General features: G+C 37.4%; 24 protein-coding genes and 1 other annotated feature. Of the genes, 21 read left to right on the top strand and 3 right to left on the bottom strand.

From position 1 onward, the window contains the following. Positions 1–84 precede the first annotated feature (84 nt). Positions 85–324 (bottom strand): YkuS family protein, encoded by a 240-nt coding sequence (locus JFT89_RS07080; protein ID WP_002011725.1) that lies wholly within the window; start codon positions 322–324, stop codon positions 85–87. Positions 325–410: 86 nt separating this feature from the next. Beyond that, on the bottom strand, positions 411–650 hold the full coding sequence (locus JFT89_RS07075; RefSeq protein ID WP_002011724.1) for a DUF3911 family protein: 240 nt from the start codon (positions 648–650) through the stop codon (positions 411–413). A 59-nt stretch (positions 651–709) separates the two neighbouring features. On the opposite strand from JFT89_RS07075, the gene JFT89_RS30610 reads away from it, so the two are divergent. The 21 genes from JFT89_RS30610 to JFT89_RS06975 all read left to right on the top strand — a co-directional run bounded on the left by JFT89_RS30610 (position 710) and on the right by JFT89_RS06975 (position 19,302). Continuing rightward, a complete protein-coding gene (locus JFT89_RS30610; protein WP_078184166.1) occupies positions 710–925 on the top strand; it encodes a hypothetical protein in 216 nt (71 codons plus the stop codon). Positions 926–1,066: 141 nt separating this feature from the next. Further along, the gene (gene ilvE / locus JFT89_RS07070) at positions 1,067–1,963 is read left to right on the top strand and encodes a branched-chain-amino-acid transaminase (RefSeq protein WP_002011723.1); all 897 of its coding nucleotides are present in this window, start codon (positions 1,067–1,069) and stop codon (positions 1,961–1,963) included. A 15-nt stretch (positions 1,964–1,978) separates the two neighbouring features. Continuing rightward, positions 1,979–2,207, top strand: a binding site (T-box leader). 73 nt (positions 2,208–2,280) lie between these two features. Further along, positions 2,281–3,981 carry an acetolactate synthase large subunit gene (gene ilvB, locus JFT89_RS07065; protein ID WP_002064436.1) on the top strand — a complete coding sequence of 567 codons (1,701 nt, stop codon included), beginning with the start codon at positions 2,281–2,283 and terminating at the stop codon, positions 3,979–3,981. Further along, on the top strand, positions 3,978–4,487 hold the full coding sequence (ilvN, locus tag JFT89_RS07060; protein ID WP_000822948.1) for an acetolactate synthase small subunit: 510 nt from the start codon (positions 3,978–3,980) through the stop codon (positions 4,485–4,487). Before ilvB ends, ilvN begins: the two co-directional genes overlap by 4 nt. Positions 4,488–4,514: 27 nt before the next feature. Beyond that, complete coding sequence (gene ilvC, locus JFT89_RS07055; protein WP_201039698.1) at positions 4,515–5,525, top strand: ketol-acid reductoisomerase; 1,011 nt, start codon at positions 4,515–4,517, stop codon at positions 5,523–5,525. Position 5,526: 1 nt separating this feature from the next. Further along, entirely contained in the window at positions 5,527–7,047 is a 1,521-nt protein-coding gene (gene leuA, locus JFT89_RS07050) for a 2-isopropylmalate synthase (RefSeq protein WP_002064438.1), read from the top strand. Between the two features lie 78 nt (positions 7,048–7,125). After that, positions 7,126–8,190: a 3-isopropylmalate dehydrogenase gene (gene leuB, locus JFT89_RS07045; RefSeq protein ID WP_002011718.1), complete on the top strand. Its 1,065-nt coding sequence runs from the start codon at positions 7,126–7,128 to the stop codon at positions 8,188–8,190. After that, complete coding sequence (gene leuC, locus JFT89_RS07040; RefSeq protein WP_002011716.1) at positions 8,190–9,584, top strand: 3-isopropylmalate dehydratase large subunit; 1,395 nt, start codon at positions 8,190–8,192, stop codon at positions 9,582–9,584. Before leuB ends, leuC begins: the two co-directional genes overlap by 1 nt. Continuing rightward, complete coding sequence (gene leuD, locus JFT89_RS07035; RefSeq protein ID WP_002135167.1) at positions 9,562–10,143, top strand: 3-isopropylmalate dehydratase small subunit; 582 nt, start codon at positions 9,562–9,564, stop codon at positions 10,141–10,143. The genes leuC and leuD overlap by 23 nt, the downstream gene beginning before the upstream one ends. 309 nt (positions 10,144–10,452) lie before the next feature. Then, complete coding sequence (locus tag JFT89_RS07030; protein ID WP_002064441.1) at positions 10,453–11,715, top strand: ATP phosphoribosyltransferase regulatory subunit; 1,263 nt, start codon at positions 10,453–10,455, stop codon at positions 11,713–11,715. Then, positions 11,691–12,326 carry an ATP phosphoribosyltransferase gene (hisG, locus tag JFT89_RS07025; RefSeq protein WP_033708301.1) on the top strand — a complete coding sequence of 212 codons (636 nt, stop codon included), beginning with the start codon at positions 11,691–11,693 and terminating at the stop codon, positions 12,324–12,326. The genes JFT89_RS07030 and hisG overlap by 25 nt, the downstream gene beginning before the upstream one ends. Positions 12,327–12,337: 11 nt before the next feature. Continuing rightward, a complete protein-coding gene (gene hisD / locus JFT89_RS07020) occupies positions 12,338–13,627 on the top strand; it encodes a histidinol dehydrogenase (RefSeq protein WP_002064443.1) in 1,290 nt (429 codons plus the stop codon). Beyond that, entirely contained in the window at positions 13,627–14,211 is a 585-nt protein-coding gene (gene hisB / locus JFT89_RS07015; RefSeq protein WP_002064444.1) for an imidazoleglycerol-phosphate dehydratase HisB, read from the top strand. Before hisD ends, hisB begins: the two co-directional genes overlap by 1 nt. Next, entirely contained in the window at positions 14,212–14,841 is a 630-nt protein-coding gene (gene hisH, locus JFT89_RS07010) for an imidazole glycerol phosphate synthase subunit HisH (RefSeq protein WP_002011707.1), read from the top strand. Next, on the top strand, positions 14,814–15,533 hold the full coding sequence (hisA, locus tag JFT89_RS07005; RefSeq protein WP_016094482.1) for a 1-(5-phosphoribosyl)-5-[(5-phosphoribosylamino)methylideneamino]imidazole-4-carboxamide isomerase: 720 nt from the start codon (positions 14,814–14,816) through the stop codon (positions 15,531–15,533). Before hisH ends, hisA begins: the two co-directional genes overlap by 28 nt. Then, the gene (gene hisF, locus JFT89_RS07000) at positions 15,527–16,285 is read left to right on the top strand and encodes an imidazole glycerol phosphate synthase subunit HisF (protein WP_201039697.1); all 759 of its coding nucleotides are present in this window, start codon (positions 15,527–15,529) and stop codon (positions 16,283–16,285) included. Before hisA ends, hisF begins: the two co-directional genes overlap by 7 nt. Continuing rightward, positions 16,282–16,587 (top strand): phosphoribosyl-AMP cyclohydrolase, encoded by a 306-nt coding sequence (hisI, locus tag JFT89_RS06995; protein ID WP_016092996.1) that lies wholly within the window; start codon positions 16,282–16,284, stop codon positions 16,585–16,587. The genes hisF and hisI overlap by 4 nt, the downstream gene beginning before the upstream one ends. A gap of 10 nt (positions 16,588–16,597) precedes the next feature. Then, positions 16,598–16,921, top strand: a complete 324-nt coding sequence (gene hisE, locus JFT89_RS06990) for a phosphoribosyl-ATP diphosphatase (protein WP_002011702.1) — start codon at positions 16,598–16,600, stop codon at positions 16,919–16,921. Between the two features lie 12 nt (positions 16,922–16,933). Next, positions 16,934–17,953, top strand: a complete 1,020-nt coding sequence (locus JFT89_RS06985) for a histidinol phosphate phosphatase domain-containing protein (RefSeq protein WP_016094480.1) — start codon at positions 16,934–16,936, stop codon at positions 17,951–17,953. A 68-nt stretch (positions 17,954–18,021) separates the two neighbouring features. Beyond that, complete coding sequence (locus JFT89_RS06980) at positions 18,022–18,186, top strand: YozQ family protein (protein WP_002030670.1); 165 nt, start codon at positions 18,022–18,024, stop codon at positions 18,184–18,186. 135 nt (positions 18,187–18,321) lie between these two features. Next, positions 18,322–19,302, top strand: coding sequence for a 2-hydroxyacid dehydrogenase family protein (locus JFT89_RS06975; protein ID WP_201039696.1), 981 nt, complete (start codon positions 18,322–18,324; stop codon positions 19,300–19,302). Between the two features lie 32 nt (positions 19,303–19,334). Here the strand turns inward: JFT89_RS06975 and pssA are convergent, their stop codons facing one another. Then, entirely contained in the window at positions 19,335–20,036 is a 702-nt protein-coding gene (pssA, locus tag JFT89_RS06970) for a CDP-diacylglycerol--serine O-phosphatidyltransferase (protein ID WP_002011698.1), read from the bottom strand. Between the last annotated feature and the right edge of the window lie 55 nt (positions 20,037–20,091).

Below are 20,091 nucleotides of genomic sequence, written 5' to 3'. Positions count from 1 at the left end.
TTCTATAAATAAATTGAAACTATAATCAGTGGGACCATTCCATTCCCTTTACATGTTAGCTCACAAATAATGTGATAAAAATGATTAAGTGCGGTTTTCAACTTGCTGACAAATTTCATCTGTTGTTAAACCATGTGCTTTAATTACAGATCCTTTTATCGATGTATCTGCAATGCCCATCATATTAGAATCTTGCCCGGTTACAACGCAACAATCACACCCATGTGCATCATTTTCAGAGTTAAGTGAAACGACTTCATGTCCTTGTTGCTGAAGAGCTTGTTGAACATCTGTTAAAGAGTTCTCAACACCAATTCTAGCCATAATTTTCACCTCCTACCATCTAGTTGCTAGTATGCTCAAGTCCATAGCATATATTTATGAAAAGATGGTAGGAAGAGAATATTTGTTTAGTCGTTATATACACCAGTAAGCATTTGACTAACGAATTGATCATTTAATGTATCTTGTGCTGAACTGTTATTAGACTGAATATCGATTGAAGCTGTGTAGTTGTTATGTTTCCTACTATTTGGTTCTACTTCAACGTAATTATCGAATTTACAAAATCCTTTCGTATCCATTAGATCAAATAGTTGTAGCATTTCTACTACCTCTTGTCTAGTTCCTTTAATTTGTACACATGCCATTGTTATTTCCTCCTTCAATTTGACAAATTGTTTTTTAAAAATAGGATTATGATTACTAAATGAAAAATATGAATGTTATTTTTAGACAGCGTTATTTTTGTTATTTTCCCCCTTTTTCACCAAAAGTCGTTGTATATTCCCGGATTTATAAAATCGGACGTCCGTTTATTGAATACAATAGATTCGTATCAATTGGCGAAAACCCTTCTTTTAAACAAATATTTTTTTTAGTAGAATTTGACGAAAAAAATTTTTTGACTTTTTGTAAACGTTAACAATGTTATTAAATCAATATAAACAAAGATGTACGTACGATTAAAAATTAAAAATTTTCTAAAAATTAACTTGATTTATTTGAAAAGGAGAGTAGACTAGGAAACAATAAAAAACTCATAGAACATAGGGGGCGCTTTCAAGTGAACGAGCAGTGGATTTTCTTAAATGGAGAATTTGTTCCAAAAGACGAAGCAAAGGTTTCAGTATATGATCATGGCTATTTATATGGCGATGGAGTGTTCGAAGGAATTAGGGTATATAGCGGTAATGTTTTCCGTTTGAGAGAGCATCTTGTCCGGTTATATGAATCAGCGAAATCCATCATGTTAGAAATTCCATATACGTTAGAAGAAGCAACGAAAATCGTTGTTGAAACGATTCGACAAAACAAACTATCTAATGGATATATCCGCCTCGTTGTATCAAGAGGACCTGGGAACTTGGGATTAGATCCCGATTCTTGTACGAAACCAAATGTAGTAGTAATTGCAGAGCAATTATCTTTATTTCCACAAGAATATTATGAAAAAGGGATTCCGATTATAACAGTTGCAACGCGTCGCAATCGCCCGGATGTTTTATCGCCTCAAGTAAAATCTTTAAATTACTTAAATAATATTTTAGTTCGCATTGAGGCGAAATTAGCTGGAGTACAAGAAGCACTTATGTTAAATGACCAAGGATATGTAGCTGAAGGCTCTGGAGATAATGTATTTATTGTGAAGGGAAATAAATTAATTACACCACCAAGTTCTGCTGGAGCGTTAGAAGGTATTACACGAAACGCGATTTTAGAAATCGGCGAAAAACTTGGATATGACGTAAGAGAAGAATTATTTACAAGGCACGATGTATATGTAGCTGATGAAGTGTTTTTAACAGGAACAGCTGCTGAAGTAATTGCTGTTACGACAGTAGATGGAAGAACGATTGGTTTAGGTAGAACAGGGCCACATACGAATCGTTTATTAGAAGAATTCCGTAAATTAGTTGTAGAAGATGGGGAGAAAATTTACGAAGAAAATAAAGTTGGATAATAGCTCTTATGACATGATAAAGCGTTGATAGGGAGGAGTAGTTGACTGTGAAGCCTCACAGAGAGTCGGTGGTTGCTGGAAACCGATGGTTCACGTCGACGAACATCACCCTTGAGTGCTAAGCTGAAACGTTTGTTTAGGCTTAGACGGTAGCTCCGTTATTAGCTAGACTCATATCCCGAGTCACTGAGGCAAGAGTAATCTTGCAAAGAAGGGTGGTACCGCGAAATCTTTCGTCCCTTCAGCACATAGCTGGAGTGTGGACGTAGGATTTTTTTATTTTATAAATGTTTTAAAAAAGGGGGCTTATAAGAAAAATGTCTTCAAAAACGGAAGAGAAACTGGCAACTGGTGCACAGCTATTGTTAGAAGCGCTAGAAAAGGAAGGAGTAGAGGTGATTTTTGGTTATCCAGGTGGTGCGGTTTTACCTCTATATGATGCGCTTTATGATTGTGAAATTCCGCATATTTTAACGAGGCATGAGCAAGGTGCAATTCATGCTGCTGAAGGATATGCAAGAATTACAGGAAATCCAGGAGTGGTAATTGCAACAAGTGGACCGGGTGCTACAAATGTTATTACTGGTCTAGCTGACGCGATGATTGATTCATTGCCACTTGTTGTATTTACAGGGCAAGTAGCAACAACGTTAATTGGGAGTGATGCTTTCCAAGAAGCTGATATTATGGGGCTTACGATGCCGGTGACAAAACATAATTATCAAGTGCGAAAAGCATCGGATTTACCCCGAATTATTAAAGAAGCATTTCATATCGCTAGAACAGGAAGACCAGGGCCAGTCGTAATTGACCTTCCGAAAGATATGGTAGTAGAGAAAGGTGAGCGATGTAGTGATGTACAAATGGATTTACCAGGATACCAGCCTAATTATGAACCGAATCTACTACAAATAAACAAATTATTACAAGCGATTGAGGTCTCAAAAAAGCCATTAATTTTAGCTGGAGCAGGTGTATTGCATGCGAAAGCATCGAAAGAATTAACAAGTTTTGCTCGCAAATATCATATTCCAGTTGTTCATACATTACTTGGTCTTGGTGGGTTTCCGCCAGATGATGAACTATTTCTAGGGATGGGAGGAATGCACGGTTCATACACCGCAAATATGGCGTTATATGAATGTGACTTACTTATTAATATAGGTGCAAGGTTTGATGATCGTCTTACTGGAAATTTAGCTTATTTTGCTAAAGAAGCGATTGTCGCACATATAGATATTGATCCAGCGGAAATTGGGAAAAATGTGCCGACTGAAATCCCTATTGTTGCGAGTGCAAAGCAAGCATTAGAAGCTCTACTTACTTTTAAAGAAGGGGAAGTACATCACAATGATTGGCTTTCGTTATTGAATAGTAGAAAAGAAAAATACCCTCTTTCTTACAAAGAACATGCAGAACGTATTAAACCTCAATATGCAATTGATATGCTATACGAAATTACGAAAGGAGAAGCGATTGTAACAACAGATGTTGGGCAACATCAAATGTGGGCAGCTCAATATTATCCGCTGAAAAACCCAGATAGATGGGTAACCTCTGGGGGGTTGGGAACAATGGGCTTCGGGTTTCCAGCAGCAATAGGTGCACAAATCGCAAAGCCTGAAGAACTAGTTATTGCAATTGTCGGTGATGCTGGATTTCAAATGACCTTGCAAGAACTTAGTGTGTTAAAAGAGCATTCTTTACCAGTTAAAGTTTTTATTTTAAATAATGAAGCTTTAGGGATGGTAAGACAATGGCAAGAGGAATTTTATAATGGGCGATATTCGCACTCCTTACTTTCATGCCAACCAGATTTTGTTGCGCTTGCCAATGCTTATGGCATAAAAGGTGTTCGTATTGAAGATCCACTTCTTGCAAAGCAACAATTACAGTATGCAATTGAGTTAAGAGAGCCTGTTGTAATTGATTGCCGCGTACTTCAATCCGAAAAGGTAATGCCGATGGTTGCCCCAGGAAAAGGCGTTCATCAAATGGAGGGAGTGGAGAAAAGGTGAAGAGAATTGTAACAGCGACAGTTCGAAATCAAAGCGGTGTGTTAAATCGAATTACAGGTGTTATGACACGTAGACATTTTAATATTGAAAGTATTTCAGTAGGTCATACGGAATCATCGGATATTTCGAGAATGACGATTGTTGTACACGTTGAAAATGAACAGCAAGTTGAGCAGTTAATTAAACAACTTCATAAGCAAATCGATGTACTGAAAGTATCAGATATTACAGAAGAAGCGATGATCGCTAGAGAACTTGCACTTATTAAAGTAGCAACGTCTGTAGCAAGAGCAGAATTATATAGTTTAATTGAACCGTTCCGAGCCGCTGTAATAGACGTTGGGAAGGATTCCATAGTGGTGCAAGTAACAGGTACCCAGGAGAAAGTAGAAGCGTTAATTGAATTACTTCGTCCATATGGTTTGAAAGAAATTGCTAGAACAGGTGTAACAGCATTTACACGTAGTATGAAAAAACAAGATAAACAAGTTATGTTAATTCAATAATTATTTAAAAAATAGGGGGAAATGAAAATGGCGAAAGTTTATTATGAAAAAGACGTAACGGTAAATGTATTAAAGGAAAAGAAAGTAGCAATCATCGGATATGGATCGCAAGGCCATGCGCATGCGCAAAACTTACGTGATAACGGATTTGATGTGGTAGTAGGACTTAGGAAAGGGAAGTCATGGGATAAGGCGAAAGAAGACGGTTTTTCTGTATATACAGTAGCGGAAGCAGCAGAAAAAGCAGATGTAGTAATGATTCTACTACCTGATGAATTACAGCCGGAAGTATATGAAGCTGAAATTGCACCAAACTTACAAGGCGGCAATTCTCTCGTTTTCGCGCATGGATTTAATGTTCACTTTGATCAAGTAAAACCGCCAGCTAATGTAGATGTATTTCTAGTAGCGCCGAAAGGTCCAGGACATCTAGTACGTCGTACGTTTGCGGAAGGGGGAGCTGTTCCTGCATTATTTGCAGTATATCAAGATGCAACAGGAGTTGCGACTGAAAAGGCACTTTCATATGCAGATGGAATTGGGGCGACGAGAGCAGGTGTATTAGAAACAACGTTTAAAGAAGAAACAGAAACAGATTTATTTGGAGAGCAAGCTGTACTTTGCGGCGGAGTAACTGCACTAGTAAAAGCAGGGTTTGAAACGTTAGTTGAAGCTGGTTATCAACCTGAACTTGCATATTTTGAATGTTTACATGAACTGAAACTAATTGTTGATCTTATGTATGAAGGTGGACTTGAAAATATGAGATATTCAGTTTCAGATACAGCGCAGTGGGGGGACTTCGTATCAGGGCCACGCGTTGTTACTGAAGATACGAAGAAAGCGATGGGTGCAGTACTAGCAGAAATTCAAGATGGTACATTTGCAAGAGGCTGGATTGCAGAGCATAAAGCAGGAAGACCAAATTTCCAGGTGACAAATGAAAAAGAAAATGAACATGAAATCGAAGTAGTTGGACGTAAATTACGTGAAATGATGCCTTTCGTACAGCCCCGAGTAAAGGTAGGGATTAAATAATATGAAGCAAATTTTGTTCATGGATACGACGCTTCGTGATGGCGAACAATCACCAGGAGTTAATTTAAATGAACAAGAGAAATTACAGATTGCGAGGCAACTAGAGAGACTTGGTATTAATGTAATGGAAGCTGGATTCGCAGCAGCTTCTGAAGGTGATTTTCAATCGGTAAAACGTATCGCAAATACCATTCAAAATGCTACGGTTATGAGTTTAGCTAGAGCGAAAGAAAGTGATATTCGAAGAGCCTATGAAGCTGTGAAAGGCGCTGTCTCTCCTCGTTTACACGTATTTTTAGCTACGAGTGACATTCATATGAAATATAAGCTTTGTATGTCAAAAGAAGATGTATTAGATAGCATACATCGCTCTGTTACGCTCGGGAAATCACTATTTCCAACAGTTCAATTTTCAGCAGAAGATGCAACAAGAACATCGAGAGCATTTTTAGCTGAAGCAGTAGAAGTCGCGATTCGCGCAGGAGCGAATGTAATCAATATTCCTGATACAGTTGGATATACGAATCCAGAAGAATATTATTCTCTTTTTAAATACTTACAAGAATCCGTTCCGTCGTATGAAAAAGCAATTTTCTCTTGTCATTGTCACGATGATCTTGGGATGGCAGTAGCGAATTCGTTAGCTGCGGTTGAAGGCGGAGCGTTACAAGTAGAAGGAACGATTAATGGAATTGGAGAAAGAGCGGGGAATGCGGCGCTAGAAGAAGTCGCGGTTGCTCTCCATATTAGAAAAGATTTCTATGAAGCAGAATCCTCTATGACATTAAAAGAAATTAAAGCGACGAGTACATTAGTAAGTCGGTTAACGGGTATGGTTGTACCGAAAAATAAGGCGATTGTTGGAGCAAATGCTTTTGCTCACGAATCAGGTATTCATCAAGACGGTGTATTAAAAGAAGTAACGACGTATGAAATTATTGAACCATCACTGATTGGAGAGTCACAAAATCTATTTGTATTAGGAAAGCATTCCGGACGCCATGCGTTTACTGAAAAAATGAAAGAACTTGGTTATGAGTTTACAAAAGAAGAACGAGATGTGGTGTTTGAAGCATTTAAAAACTTGGCTGACCGTAAAAAAGAAATTACAGAAGAAGATTTACGTGCACTTATGCTTGGTGAAGCAGCATTTGCGGCCCAGCAATATAGCATTACTCAATTGCAAGTACATTTCGTATCAAATAGTACACAGTGTGCAACGGTTGTATTAAAAGATGAGGAAGGGAATATGTACGAAGATGCAGCAACTGGTTCTGGAAGTATTGAAGCGATCTATAATGCAATTCAAAGAATTTTAGGATTAGAATGTGACTTAGCGGATTATCGCATACAATCTATAACGCAAGGTCAAGATGCACTTGCACATGTTCATGTTGAATTAAAAGAAGGAACTCATCAAGTATCAGGTTTTGGTGTTGCGCAAGACGTATTAGAAGCATCGGCGAGAGCGTATGTTCATGCGGCTGGAAAATTAAAATCTTTTATTACTCTTGTGAAGTAACTGTTTGATAAGTGAGGGGATCGTCCCTTACTTATCGGAATATATTTCTGAAAATTCAGATAAAAAGGAGTGTTTTAATTGGAAAAACGTATCGTTTGTTTAGCGGGTGATGGTGTTGGTCCGGAAATTATGGAAAGCGCGAAGGAAGTATTGCATATGGTAGAGAGGCTATATGGACATCACTTTCATTTACAAGATGAGTACTTTGGCGGAGCGGCTATCGATTTAAATGGGCAACCATTACCACAGCGAACACTTGCCGCTTGTTTAGCGAGTGATGCGGTTTTACTTGGAGCGGTTGGTGGTCCAAGATGGGATGATGCGAAAGAAAGGCCAGAGAAAGGATTATTAGCTTTAAGAAAAGGACTTGGTGTATTTGCGAACGTTCGCCCTGTAACAGTAGAAAGCGCAACTGCACATTTATCGCCATTAAAAAACGCAGATGAAATTGATTTCGTTGTCGTTCGTGAACTAACAGGCGGTATTTATTTCTCTTATCCGAAAGAAAGAACGGAAGAATCGGCAACTGATACACTTACGTACCATCGTCATGAAATTGAACGTATCGTGTCGTATGCTTTTCAATTAGCGAGTAAGAGAGAGAAAAAAGTAACCTCTATTGATAAAGCGAATGTTTTAGAATCTAGTAAATTGTGGAGAGCTGTTACGGAAGAAGTAGCTCTTCGTTATCCTAATGTTGAATTAGAGCACATTTTAGTAGATGCAGCTGCTATGGAGTTAATTCGAAATCCAAGGAGATTTGACGTTATCGTAACAGAAAATTTATTTGGTGATATTTTGAGCGACGAGGCTTCTGTATTAGCAGGGTCATTAGGAATGCTTCCATCAGCGAGCCATGCGGAAAACGGGCCGTCTTTATATGAGCCTATTCACGGATCAGCGCCAGATATTGCAGGTAAAAATAAAGCGAATCCAATTGCGATGATGCGTTCAGTAGCGATGATGCTTGGGCAATCATTTGGATTAACGAGAGAAGGGTATGCGATTGAAGAGGCAATTTCTGCAGTTCTTCAATCTGGGAAATGTACAGCTGATATTGGGGGGAATGAGACGACAACTTCATTTACGAGGGCAGTTATTCAAGAAATGGAAGAGCAGGCACTAGTAGGGAGAGGAAGATAATGGGGAAAAGGTTACTAGATAAGCTTTGGGAAAGACATGTAGTTGTAACGAATGAAAATGGATTGGATTTATTATATATCGATCTTCATCTCGTTCATGAAGTAACGTCACCGCAAGCCTTTGAAGGCTTGCGGCTTGCAAATCGAACTGTTCGGAGACCGGAATTAACGTTTGCAACGATGGATCATAATATTCCAACGAAAGATGTTTGGAATATTACCGATCGCATTGCGAAGCAGCAATTGGATACACTTCGTGACAATTGTAAACAATTTAAGGTGCGATTAGCCGATATTGGTGATGAAGAGCAAGGAATCGTTCACGTTATAGGACCAGAACTTGGGCTCACACAACCGGGGAAAACGATTGTATGCGGTGATAGCCATACAGCAACCCACGGTGCTTTCGGTGCTTTAGCGTTTGGTATTGGTACGAGTGAAGTAGAACATGTATTAGCAACTCAAACGTTGTGGCAACGAAAACCGAAAGCGATGGGGATTGAATTAAAAGGAAAGTTACCGAAAGGCGTTTATGCAAAGGATATTATTTTGCATCTTCTCTCAAAGTACGGTGTAGCGGTTGGAACGGGGCATGTAATGGAATTCTACGGAGAGACGATTCGTGATATGGGTATGGAAGAGAGAATGACACTTTGCAATATGGCAATTGAAGGGGGAGCGAAAGCAGGCATCATTGCACCAGATGAGAAAACATTTTCTTATGTAAAAGGGCGTGAATATGCACCGAAAGACTATGAAACGTTTACGGGAAAATGGTCAGAGCTTTATACAGATTCAGATGCAATTTATGATTTACATATTTCGGTAGATGTTACGGATTTAGCACCGTATGTCACTTGGGGAACAAATCCTAGTATGGGTGTTCCTATTGATGAAAAATTACCAGAGAAGCATAACGAAAATGATGAAAGAGCATTTTCATATATGGGATTGAGCCCTGGGCAAAGTACGTTTGAAATTCCTGTTAAGCATGTCTTCATTGGTTCTTGTACAAATTCACGTTTATCTGACTTAGAAATTGCTGCATCTGTTGTAAAAGGGAAAAAGGTAAAAGAAGGTGTGCGAGCACTCGTTGTACCAGGATCAAAAAGTGTGAGAGAGCGGGCGATGCAAAAAGGCTTACATCGCATATTTGAAGAAGCGGGATTTGAATGGAGAGAGCCTGGATGTTCAATGTGTCTTGGGATGAATCCAGATCAAGTACCTGAAGGAGAACATTGTGCTTCTACTTCAAATCGTAATTTTGAAGGAAGGCAAGGGAAAGGAGCACGAACACATTTAGTAAGTCCAGCTATGGCTGCAGCAGCTGCGTTATATGGTCATTTTGTTGATATTAGAAAGGAGAGTTACGATGGAACCATTTCATATTCATAAAGGTACTGCCGCAGTACTTATGAATGATAACATTGATACAGATCAAATTATTCCGAAGCAATATTTGAAGAGAATTGAAAGGACGGGATTTGGAAAATATTTATTTGATGAGTGGCGTTACGATAATGAGCGCCATGAAAATCCTAATTTCTCCCTTAATGCACAAGAACGAAAAGGAGCAAGTATATTAATTACAGGTGATAATTTTGGATGTGGTTCTTCAAGAGAACATGCTCCGTGGGCGCTTGCTGATTATGGTTTCCGCGTTATTATCGCCGGAGGATTTGCAGATATTTTTTATATGAATTGTATGAAGAATGGTATGTTACCGATTGTAATGGATAAAGAGATGCGTGAACAACTTGCCAAAACGAATGCGAGAGATCAAATGGAAGTTGATTTAGAGAATGAAGTAATTATTACGAATACGCACAGGTTTCATTTTACAATCGAGAAAATGTGGAAAGAAAAATTATTAAATGGTCTAGATGAAATCAGCATTACAATGCAATATGAACAAGAAATTGGAGAGTATGAAAGGAAAGTAGCTTTATATTAAGGGTTAACAGAATTTTTTAAAATGTATTTACATTCAGAATTAAGTATTATATACTATGTAAAAATCAGAGGAGAAAGGGAGTAAGTATTATGAATATCATGCAATCTATTAAAATGCTTACACAACTACATCATCATACATGAAACCCTTGAACCTAACGTGAAAACGTGTAGGTACAAGGGTTATTCCCGTTGTACCTACACTCTACTAAAGAGCCTTGTAGGTATTTTGTCTACAAGGCTCTTTTTATTTTCGGTTTAGGTGAATGAAATAGGCATACATTAGAAAGGGAAAGGTGTGAGAATTTAGATGACAAAATGGAAACGGGCGAACCCAAATGGAACGAGGGACTATTTATTCGAAGAATGTACGTTAATTGAAGAAGTAGAACAAAAATTAAGGCGTACCTTTTTAGAGAGAGGTTATGAAGAAATAAGGACACCTACAATTGAATTTTATGATGTTTTTGCATTTCAAAACAGGCCGATAGATGAAGAAAAGATGTATAAATTTTTCGATGAAAAAGGACGGATTATCGTTTTACGCCCAGATATGACAATTCCTTTAGCAAGAGTAATTGGAACACAGAGAGGGGATATTCCTCTTAAAGTAACTTATAGCGGGAATGTATTTCGGGCGAATGAGTCCCTTACTGGGAAATATAATGAAATAGTGCAAAGTGGTATTGAAATTATCGGGATTGAAAATGTAAGGGCTGAAATTGAATGTGTGATAAGCGTAATTCAAGCACTTCAAAAATTAAAGGTGCAATCTTTCACAATTGAGATTGGGCAAGTGCAGTTATATAAATGTATCGTAAAAAAGCTCCCCATTAATGATGAAGAAGAGAAGTTACTTAGAACGTATATTGAAAGTAAAAATTATGCCGGACTCTCACACTTTATAGAAGAAAAGAAATTAAATCGGTGTGATGAAACAGTAAGGTTACTTGAGAAACTACCAAGGTTATTCGGGAGTTTAGATGTTGTTGAGGAAGCAGAAAAACTCGCCTCAAGTAATGAAATGAAAATGGCCATTGCGAGAGTGAAAGAAATATATGAAACAATTGAACAGTTAGGGTATGGCTCTTACATATCAATTGATTTAGGTATGGTTCAACATTTGGATTATTATACGGGTGTTATTTTCAAAGGGTATATATATGAAATTGGAGAAGAGATTGTTAGTGGCGGAAGATATGATGAGTTAATTGGAAATTTTGGAGAGATGATGCCAGCGGTTGGGCTCGCGGTGCAAGTAAATCAAATAGTTAAGGCACTTCAAGAGCAGCAAGAACCATATAAACGAAAGAGAATAGATATTATGATTCATTATGAGTTAAATAGATTAGCAGAAGCGGAAAGGTTACGAAATTTACTTCAAAAGGACGGGAAGAATGCCCAGTTATCTTTATTCTCTAATTTAAATGATACTTTTCAATTTGCAAACAAGAATAAAATAATGACAGTCGTTGAGGCGAAGAGTGAGTCACTAGTGGAATATGTATGGAGAGAGAAATGGATCATCCAGAAAGAAGGGGAGGCTTCATGCGTAACATTCAAATTGCGTTAACGAAAGGAAGATTAGAAAAGCATGTTATTCCACTGTTTGAAAAAATTGGAATTGATTGTTCAGAGCTCAAAGATAAAGGAAGAAAACTTGTGTTTAAAAGTAAAAACACAAACATTTCATTTATTTTAGTGAAAGCGGTAGATGTTGCTACTTATGTAGAACATGGCGTAGCTGATATTGGAGTCGTTGGAAAAGATATATTAATGGAATTTGAGAAAGATATATATGAGATGGTCGATTTAGGAGTGGGCGTGTGTAAATTTTGTGTCGCTTCTATTCCTACGTATAATCCGAAGAGTTATCGAAAAAAACGAATTGCTACGAAATATCCGCACATTACTTCTACATATTTTCATGATAAAGGGGAGGATGTAGAAATTATTAAAATAGAAGGATCTGTAGAGATTGCTCCACTTCTAGGTTTGGCAGATGCAATTGTTGATATTGTTGAAACAGGAAAAACATTACAAGAAAACGGGTTAATTGTATTTGAGGAAATGTGCTCTATATCAGCTCGAATGATTGTGAATAAGGCTGCATTGAAAACTAAAAAAGACGAAATATTCTGTATTATAAATATGATGGAACAAGAAATTTTGTCAGGAAAATAGGGGGACTTTAAATGGAGATAGTTTTTGAAGATTTCCAAGAGGCTTTATCGAAAATAAAATCGCTACGAGAAAGCGCTAATATAATAGAAGAAACTGTTCAAAGAAGTGTAAGTGAAATTGTTCAAAACGTAAGGGAGAGTAAAGATGAGGCTTTATTGTTCTATACAAAAAAGTTTGATGGTGTAGAGACAAAAGATTTTCGTGTAAGTGAGGAAGAAATAAAACAAGCAAGTAAGTTTGTAGAGCAAGCTTTTTTAGAAGCGTTAAAAGAGGCGAAAAAAAATATTATCTCGTATCACGAAAAGCAAAAAAGACAATCTATGTTTGATTGCATGAGTGAAGGGGTAATTAGAGGGCAGCTTATTCGTCCGTTAGAAAATGTAGGTGTATATGTGCCGGGCGGGACTGCTTCGTATCCTTCATCAGTATTAATGAATGTATTGCCAGCAAAACTCGCAGGAGTGAAAAAAATTGTAATGGTAACACCGCCGAAGCAAGGAGGAATTGATCCGCATATTTTAGCTGCTGCAAGTCTTGCAGGTGTAGATGAAATATATATGGCCGGTGGTGCTCAAGTAATTGCTGCTCTAGCATATGGAACGGAATCGATTCCTAAAGTAGATAAAATAGTTGGACCAGGGAATTTATATGTCGCGCTAGCGAAGCGAGAAGTATATGGGATAGTCAATATCGATATGATTGCTGGACCATCAGAAATTGTAGTTATCGCAGATGAAACAGGAAAGGCCGAATATATTGCTGCTGATTTATTATCACAGGCAGAACATGACGAGAGGGCAACAGCTATTTGTATTACAACAAATATAAAGCTTGCTAAAGAAGTAGAAAGAGAAATAGAAAGGCAGCTAGAGACGTTGCCTAGAAGTGAAATCGCTCGTGAATCCATAAAAAGAAATGGAGCAATTTTTATTGTCCCTTCTTTAGAAGAGGCGTTTCATTTATCGAATGAAATCGCTCCAGAACATTTAGAGTTACACATAAAAGAGCCAATGAATGCTCTATCTTATGTAAAGCATGCTGGATCAATTTTTCTTGGTCCATATGCACCTGAACCGCTTGGAGATTATTTGGCGGGGCCGAATCACGTATTACCGACAAGTGGAACGGCAAGGTTTTTCTCTCCGTTATCCGTCGATGATTTCGTAAAAAAATCAAGCTTCGTTTCGTATACGGAAGAAGCGTTAAGAAGTGTACAGCATCATATTGTAGAACTTGCAAATAAAGAAGGTTTACATGCACACGCAAGAGCAATCCAAATTAGGTTTAAGGAGGAAGAATAATGCGCGAGTCTAGTCAAGTACGTGAGACGACGGAAACAAAAATTAAATTAAGTTTGCAACTTGATGAAAGTACGAATGTTTCTGTGCAAACAGGAGTTGGATTTTTTGATCATATGCTAACTTTATTTGCTAGACACGGAAGATTTGGTTTGCAAGTTGAAGCTGAAGGTGATGTATTCGTCGATGCGCATCATACGGTTGAAGATGTTGGCATTGTACTCGGAACTTGCTTGAAAGAAGCATTGCAAAATAAAGAGGGGATTAACCGTTACGGCTCAGCGTATGTACCGATGGATGAATCTTTAGGATTTGTCGCGATTGATATAAGCGGGCGCTCATATATTGTATTTCAAGGTGAATTAACAAATCCGAAGCTAGGGGATTTTGACACAGAATTAACGGAAGAATTTTTTAGAGCAGTTGCTCATGCTGCAAATATTACGTTACATGCTCGCATTTTATACGGAAGCAATACACATCACAAAATTGAAGCTTTATTTAAAGCATTCGGTCGAGCGCTTAGAGAGGCAGTCGATAAAAATGCCAATATTAATGGTGTAAATTCAACGAAAGGGATGTTGTAATTGATTGCAATTATAGATTATGGAATGGGAAATATTCGTAGTGTGGAACAAGCATTAAAATATATTGGAACAGAGTACATCATAACGGATGATAAAAAAGAAATATTGAGAAGTGATGGAGTTATTTTACCAGGAGTAGGCACATTTCCGAAAGCGATGGGCGTTTTAGAAGAAAAAGATTTAGTATGTGTGCTAAAAGAAGTTGGGAGCTTAGGAAAACCGCTTCTGGGTATTTGTTTAGGAATGCAGCTTTTATTTGAGAAAAGTGAGGAACTACAAAATTGTAACGGATTAAATTTATTGCCAGGTGTTATTCGAAAGTTAAAAGTTCCTTATAAAATTCCACATATGGGGTGGAATGAATTAAAAAAAGAAGGAGAAATATCGCTTTGGAATGGAGTAGAGGACGGTTCTTTCGTATATTATGTCCACTCTTATTATGCAGATTGTCCGAATGAAATTGTGTATGGGGCAAGTGAATATGGAGTGAAAGTACCTGGTTTTGTAGCAAAAGGAAATATATTTGGCGCACAGTTTCATCCTGAAAAAAGTGGGGAAATTGGGATGCGAATGTTAAAAAATTTCAAAGGGGTGGTAGAAGCATGGAAATCTTCCCAGCTATCGATTTAAAAGAAGGACGATGCGTCAGGCTTTATCAAGGAGAGTTTAGTAAAGAAACGGTGATGAATGAAGATCCAGTCGCACAAGCAATCATATTTGAAAAACTGGGAGCGAAAATACTACACGTTGTTGATTTAGATGGAGCAATTGTTGGGGAGTCAGTAAATTTACCTATCATTGAAAAAATATGCAAGGCGGTACGTATTCCGGTGCAAATTGGAGGAGGAGTTCGGTCACTCGCGGCAGTGGAGAAGTTGTTGTCAGTAGGTGTAGAAAAAGTGATATTAGGAACGGCTGCCCTTTACGATAAATCATTTTTAGAAGAAGCGGTTCGTCTATATAAGGAGCAAATCATAGTTGGAATTGATGCGAAAAATGGTTTCGTAGCAACGAGGGGCTGGTTAGATGTGTCTGAAATTTCGCACATCGATTTAGCGAAGCAAATGGAAAGTGTAGGTGTTCAAACAATTGTGTTTACGGACATTTCAAAAGATGGGACACTTGCAGGACCAAATTTTGAGCAATTAGAGTTAATGCAAAAAAGCGTGGGTATTCGTGTGATTGCATCTGGAGGTGTCGCATCTATTCAAGATGTGAAAAGATTAAATGATATGAACATATATGGCGTCATTATTGGGAAGGCACTTTACGAGAAAACGATTGATTTAGAAAAAGTGTTACAGGTAACAAAACTATGTTAGCAAAACGAATTATTCCATGTCTAGATGTGAAAGAAGGGCGGGTAGTAAAGGGTGTGAATTTTATAGGGTTACAAGACGTCGGTAATCCTGTTGAAATAGCCGCATTATATAATGATGCGGGAGCAGATGAAATCGTATTTTTAGACATTACTGCGACGCATGAAGGGCGAAAAACGATTATAGATGTTGTAGAACAAACGGCCTCAAAGGTGTTTATTCCTCTTACAGTTGGCGGGGGGATTTCAAGTGTTAAAGATATGTACAATTTACTAAGAGCTGGAGCAGATAAAGTTTCAATAAACTCAGCGGCAGTGAGAAATCCGAAGTTAATCCAGGAAGGTGCGGAACATTTTGGCTCACAATGTATTGTCGTAGCAATCGATGCTAGAAAAGTAGCAGAAGATAAATGGAATGTATACGTAAATGGCGGAAGACTTAATACGGGAATGGATGCAATCGAATGGGCGAAGCACGTTGTTAAGCTCGGGGCGGGAGAAATTTTGTTGACGAGTATGGATGCAGATGGAACGAAAAACGGATATGATCTTCGTTTAACAGGAGCAATTTCAAACAGCGTTTCTGTTCCAGTAATCGCATCAGGTGGATGTGGTCATGTAGATCACATTATAGAAGTATTTCAAAAGACAACAGTTGATGCAGCATTAGCGGCATCAATCTTTCATTATGGTGAAGCGACTGTACAAGATGTAAAGAGAAAATTAAGCGAAGCAAACGTTGAGGTGCGGTTATGAAACCTAATTTTGCAAAAGGATTGATACCAGCTGTTGTTATCGAGGAAGATACGAAAGAAGTTTTAATGTTAGCTTATATGAATGAAGAAGCGTATGACAAGACGCTGGAAACGAAAAGAACATGGTTTTATTCCCGTTCGAGACAATCGTTATGGAATAAAGGAGGTACATCGGGAAATATCCAATATGTGCAATCACTTTATTTAGACTGTGATCAAGATGCAATCGTTGTTGTCGTAAAGCAAGTAGGGCCTGCTTGCCATACGGGAGAAAAAACGTGTTTTCACTACAAAATTATATAGGGGGATACATATGGAAGATATCCTTAAGTTATTATTTGAAACAATTGAAGAACGAAAGAAAAATCCACTCTCTGAATCATATACGAATTATTTATTTTCAAAAGGTGAAGATAAAATTTTAAAGAAAATTGGTGAGGAGTGCACTGAAGTAATTATTGCGTCTAAAAATAATGATAAAGAAGAAATAGTAAAAGAAATGGTTGATGTGTTCTATCACTGTTTTGTTCTATTAGCCGAAAAAAATATTCCATTAGAAGATGTCATGCAAGAAGTGAAAGAAAGAAATGGAAAGCTTTCGCGAGTAGGGGACAGAAGAGAAATAGATACATTATAAGGAGGAATATGGATGAAAGTGGACTATCACATTCATTTAGAAGAAGGGCCATATTCAATAGGGTGGCTAGCTAAAATAAATGATGCGCTACAATATTTTGAACCGCTTAAAGAAGAAAAACATTCTATGGAGTGGCTTATGAAAACACAAGAACGCCTGCAAAGACGTGTGAAGGAAGGTCCATTTACAGCGAAATGGATTGATTTATATTTAGAAGAAGCTGTGCGAAAAGGTATAAAAGAAGTTGGTATTGTCGATCATTTATATCGTTTTCATGAAGCGAAAGGATATTATGAAAAGTATGTAGATATTAGTGATTCTAAGCTTGGTCATCTACAAAAAGAATGGTTAGATCAAGTAAGAGTAACGTCTATTTATGATTTTACAAAGGCGATTGAAGAGGCAAAAGAGCGATGGAGTAAACGAGGGATAACGCTCAAACTTGGAATTGAAGCGGATTATTTTATCGGGGGTGAACAAGAGTTAAAAGGTTTACTAGCATTAGGAGACTTTGATTATGTAATCGGTTCGGTCCATTTTATAGATGGATGGGGATTTGATAATCCAGATACGAAAGAGTATTTTGGTACGCATGAGTTACATATTTTATATCACACGTTTTTCGCTACAGTTGAAAGTGCTGTTCGTTCCGAGCTTTTTGATATTATAGCTCACCTCGATAACATAAAAGTATTTAATTACCGGTTAGATGAGAATGAACAGCTTTCTTATTATAAGGAAATTGCTCGTGCGTTAGTGGAAACAAATACAGCAACAGAAATAAATGCGGGATTGTACTATCGATATCCTGTGCGCGAAATGTGCCCAAGTCCGCTTTATTTACAAGTATTAGCTAAGCATGGAGTTCCGATTACTCTATCCTCAGATGCCCATTATCCGAATGATTTAGGAAAGTATGTGGAAGAGAATATAAAGACATTACGCAATCATGATATTTCTCACATAGCTACATTTACGAAACGAGTAAGAACGATGAGATTGCTTGAAGAAGAAGGAATAATTTCAAAATGAAACACGATTTTTTGATGAAAATCACCCTTTTTGTTCAAAATAAGAAAGAATGAAAAGGAGGATAAAAAATGGCGAAACAACAAAATAAACAAAACGTACAAGCGGCAGATCAAGCCTATACTTCTGAAACAAATAATACTGCTAACTCAGTTATTGAGGAACAAATTAGCGATACAGTTGCAGAAGGAACAATCGATGCGAAGCTTGGGAAAGAATCGCAAGAAAAAGCGTAAAAAGAGGGGAGAGTTGCATCTCCTCTTTTTTTATGGAAAAGTGTCGATTTTCAAAACTATAATCAAATTCCTTGGTTTTTATATGTAGATTTCTTACAATGAAATATAAGAGATATCATATTTTGTATAGAAGAGGTGTTAGTAGTGGCGAAAATATTAGTAGCAGGGAAAATTCCAGAAATTGGATTAAAATTATTGAAAAATCATGATGTGGAAATGTACAATAAAGAAGAATTAATTAGTGTAGAAGAGTTAGCAGAACGTGTAAAAGATAAAGATGCACTTTTAAGCTTACTTTCTACGAAGGTATCGAAAGAGGTTATTGACGCAGCACCAAACTTGAAAATTATCGCAAATTATGGTGCTGGTTACGATAATATTGATTACACATATGCAGGAGAAAAAGGAATTGCGGTAACGAATACACCGAAAGTATCAACTGAAGCGACAGCAGAATTAACATTTGCACTTCTTTTAGCAGCTGCACGTAGAATTCCTGAAGGTGATACGTTATGTCGTACAACTGGATTTAACGGATGGGCACCGTTATTCTTCTTGGGCCGCGAAGTACACGGTAAGACAATCGGAATTATTGGCCTTGGAGAAATTGGGAAGGCAGTTGCAAAGCGTGCGAGAGCATTTGGAATGAATGTTTTATATACAGGACCAAATCGTAAGCCTGAAGCTGAAAGTGAGCTGGGAGCAACATATGTAACATTGGAAGAATTATTACAAACAGCAGACTTTATTACAATTAACTGTGCTTATAACCCGAAATTACATCATATGATCGATGAAGAACAGTTTAAAATGATGAAGAAAACAGCATATATTATAAATGCTTCACGTGGACCAATTATGAATGAATCAGCACTTGCTCATGCACTAAAAACGAATGAAATTGAAGGTGCAGCTCTTGACGTATTTGAATTTGAACCGAAAATTACAGAAGAGCTAAAAGGATTAAAGAATGTAGTACTTGCTCCTCACGTAGGAAATGCAACATTCGAAACACGTGATGCAATGGCTGAAATGGCAGTAAGAAATATTTTAGCTGTATTAAATGGTGAAGAACCTGTAACACCTGTAAATCAAAAAGTATTAGTTACAAAATAAAAAAGAAACCTTCCGAAATACGGAAGGTTTTTTTATTTTTCTTTATTCGCTTTTTTAGAAGGTCTTTGTCTAATAAATTGAGATAACATATACAAAATGTATAGTGGAATGGCAATGAATAAGAAAACAGAAATGTTGCCAAAACTTGTTTGGTACATTGTGATAATAATTCCAACTAAAAATAGTGTAATAATTATGCTATATCGTGGAATTGGTACATCTTTTAAACTTGGGATACGAACACGGCTCACCATTAAAAATGCGAACGTTACAAATACGGTAATGAGAACGATTTTTGGAATGGTATGTGAAAATAATGTTAAGAAAGCAACAAGCCCTCCTGCTGCAGTAATCGGGACTCCAGTGAAATATTTCATAGAAGTAGAAGATGGTGTTACATTAAATCGTGCTAAGCGATATGCTCCGAACAGAGGGAATAATCCCGCTATGTATAGTCCAATGATTCCGTAGTTGGAAAAAGATGTGTAATACATTAAAACAGCAGGTGCTGCGCCAAATGTTACAACATCCGCGAGTGAATCAAGCTCTTTTCCCATTTGTGAATCAACGCGTAATAAACGAGCGACACGACCATCAAGACTATCTAACATCATCCCGATCAGTACTAAAATAGCAGCTGATTTATAATATCCTAAAGATGCATAGCCGATTGACAAAAATCCGCTATATAAATTTCCGAGCGTAAATAAGTTTGGAATAGCTGCTCTATACAAAATCTGATCCCTTGCTTTCTGTTATAAATTCTTAATTAGTGTATGAAAGTTTACT

The sequence above is a fragment of the Bacillus sp. TH25 genome, assembly GCF_016650935.1.
Classification (GTDB): domain Bacteria; phylum Bacillota; class Bacilli; order Bacillales; family Bacillaceae_G; genus Bacillus_A; species Bacillus_A mycoides.
This window is presented reverse-complemented; position numbering and strand designations above follow the sequence as displayed.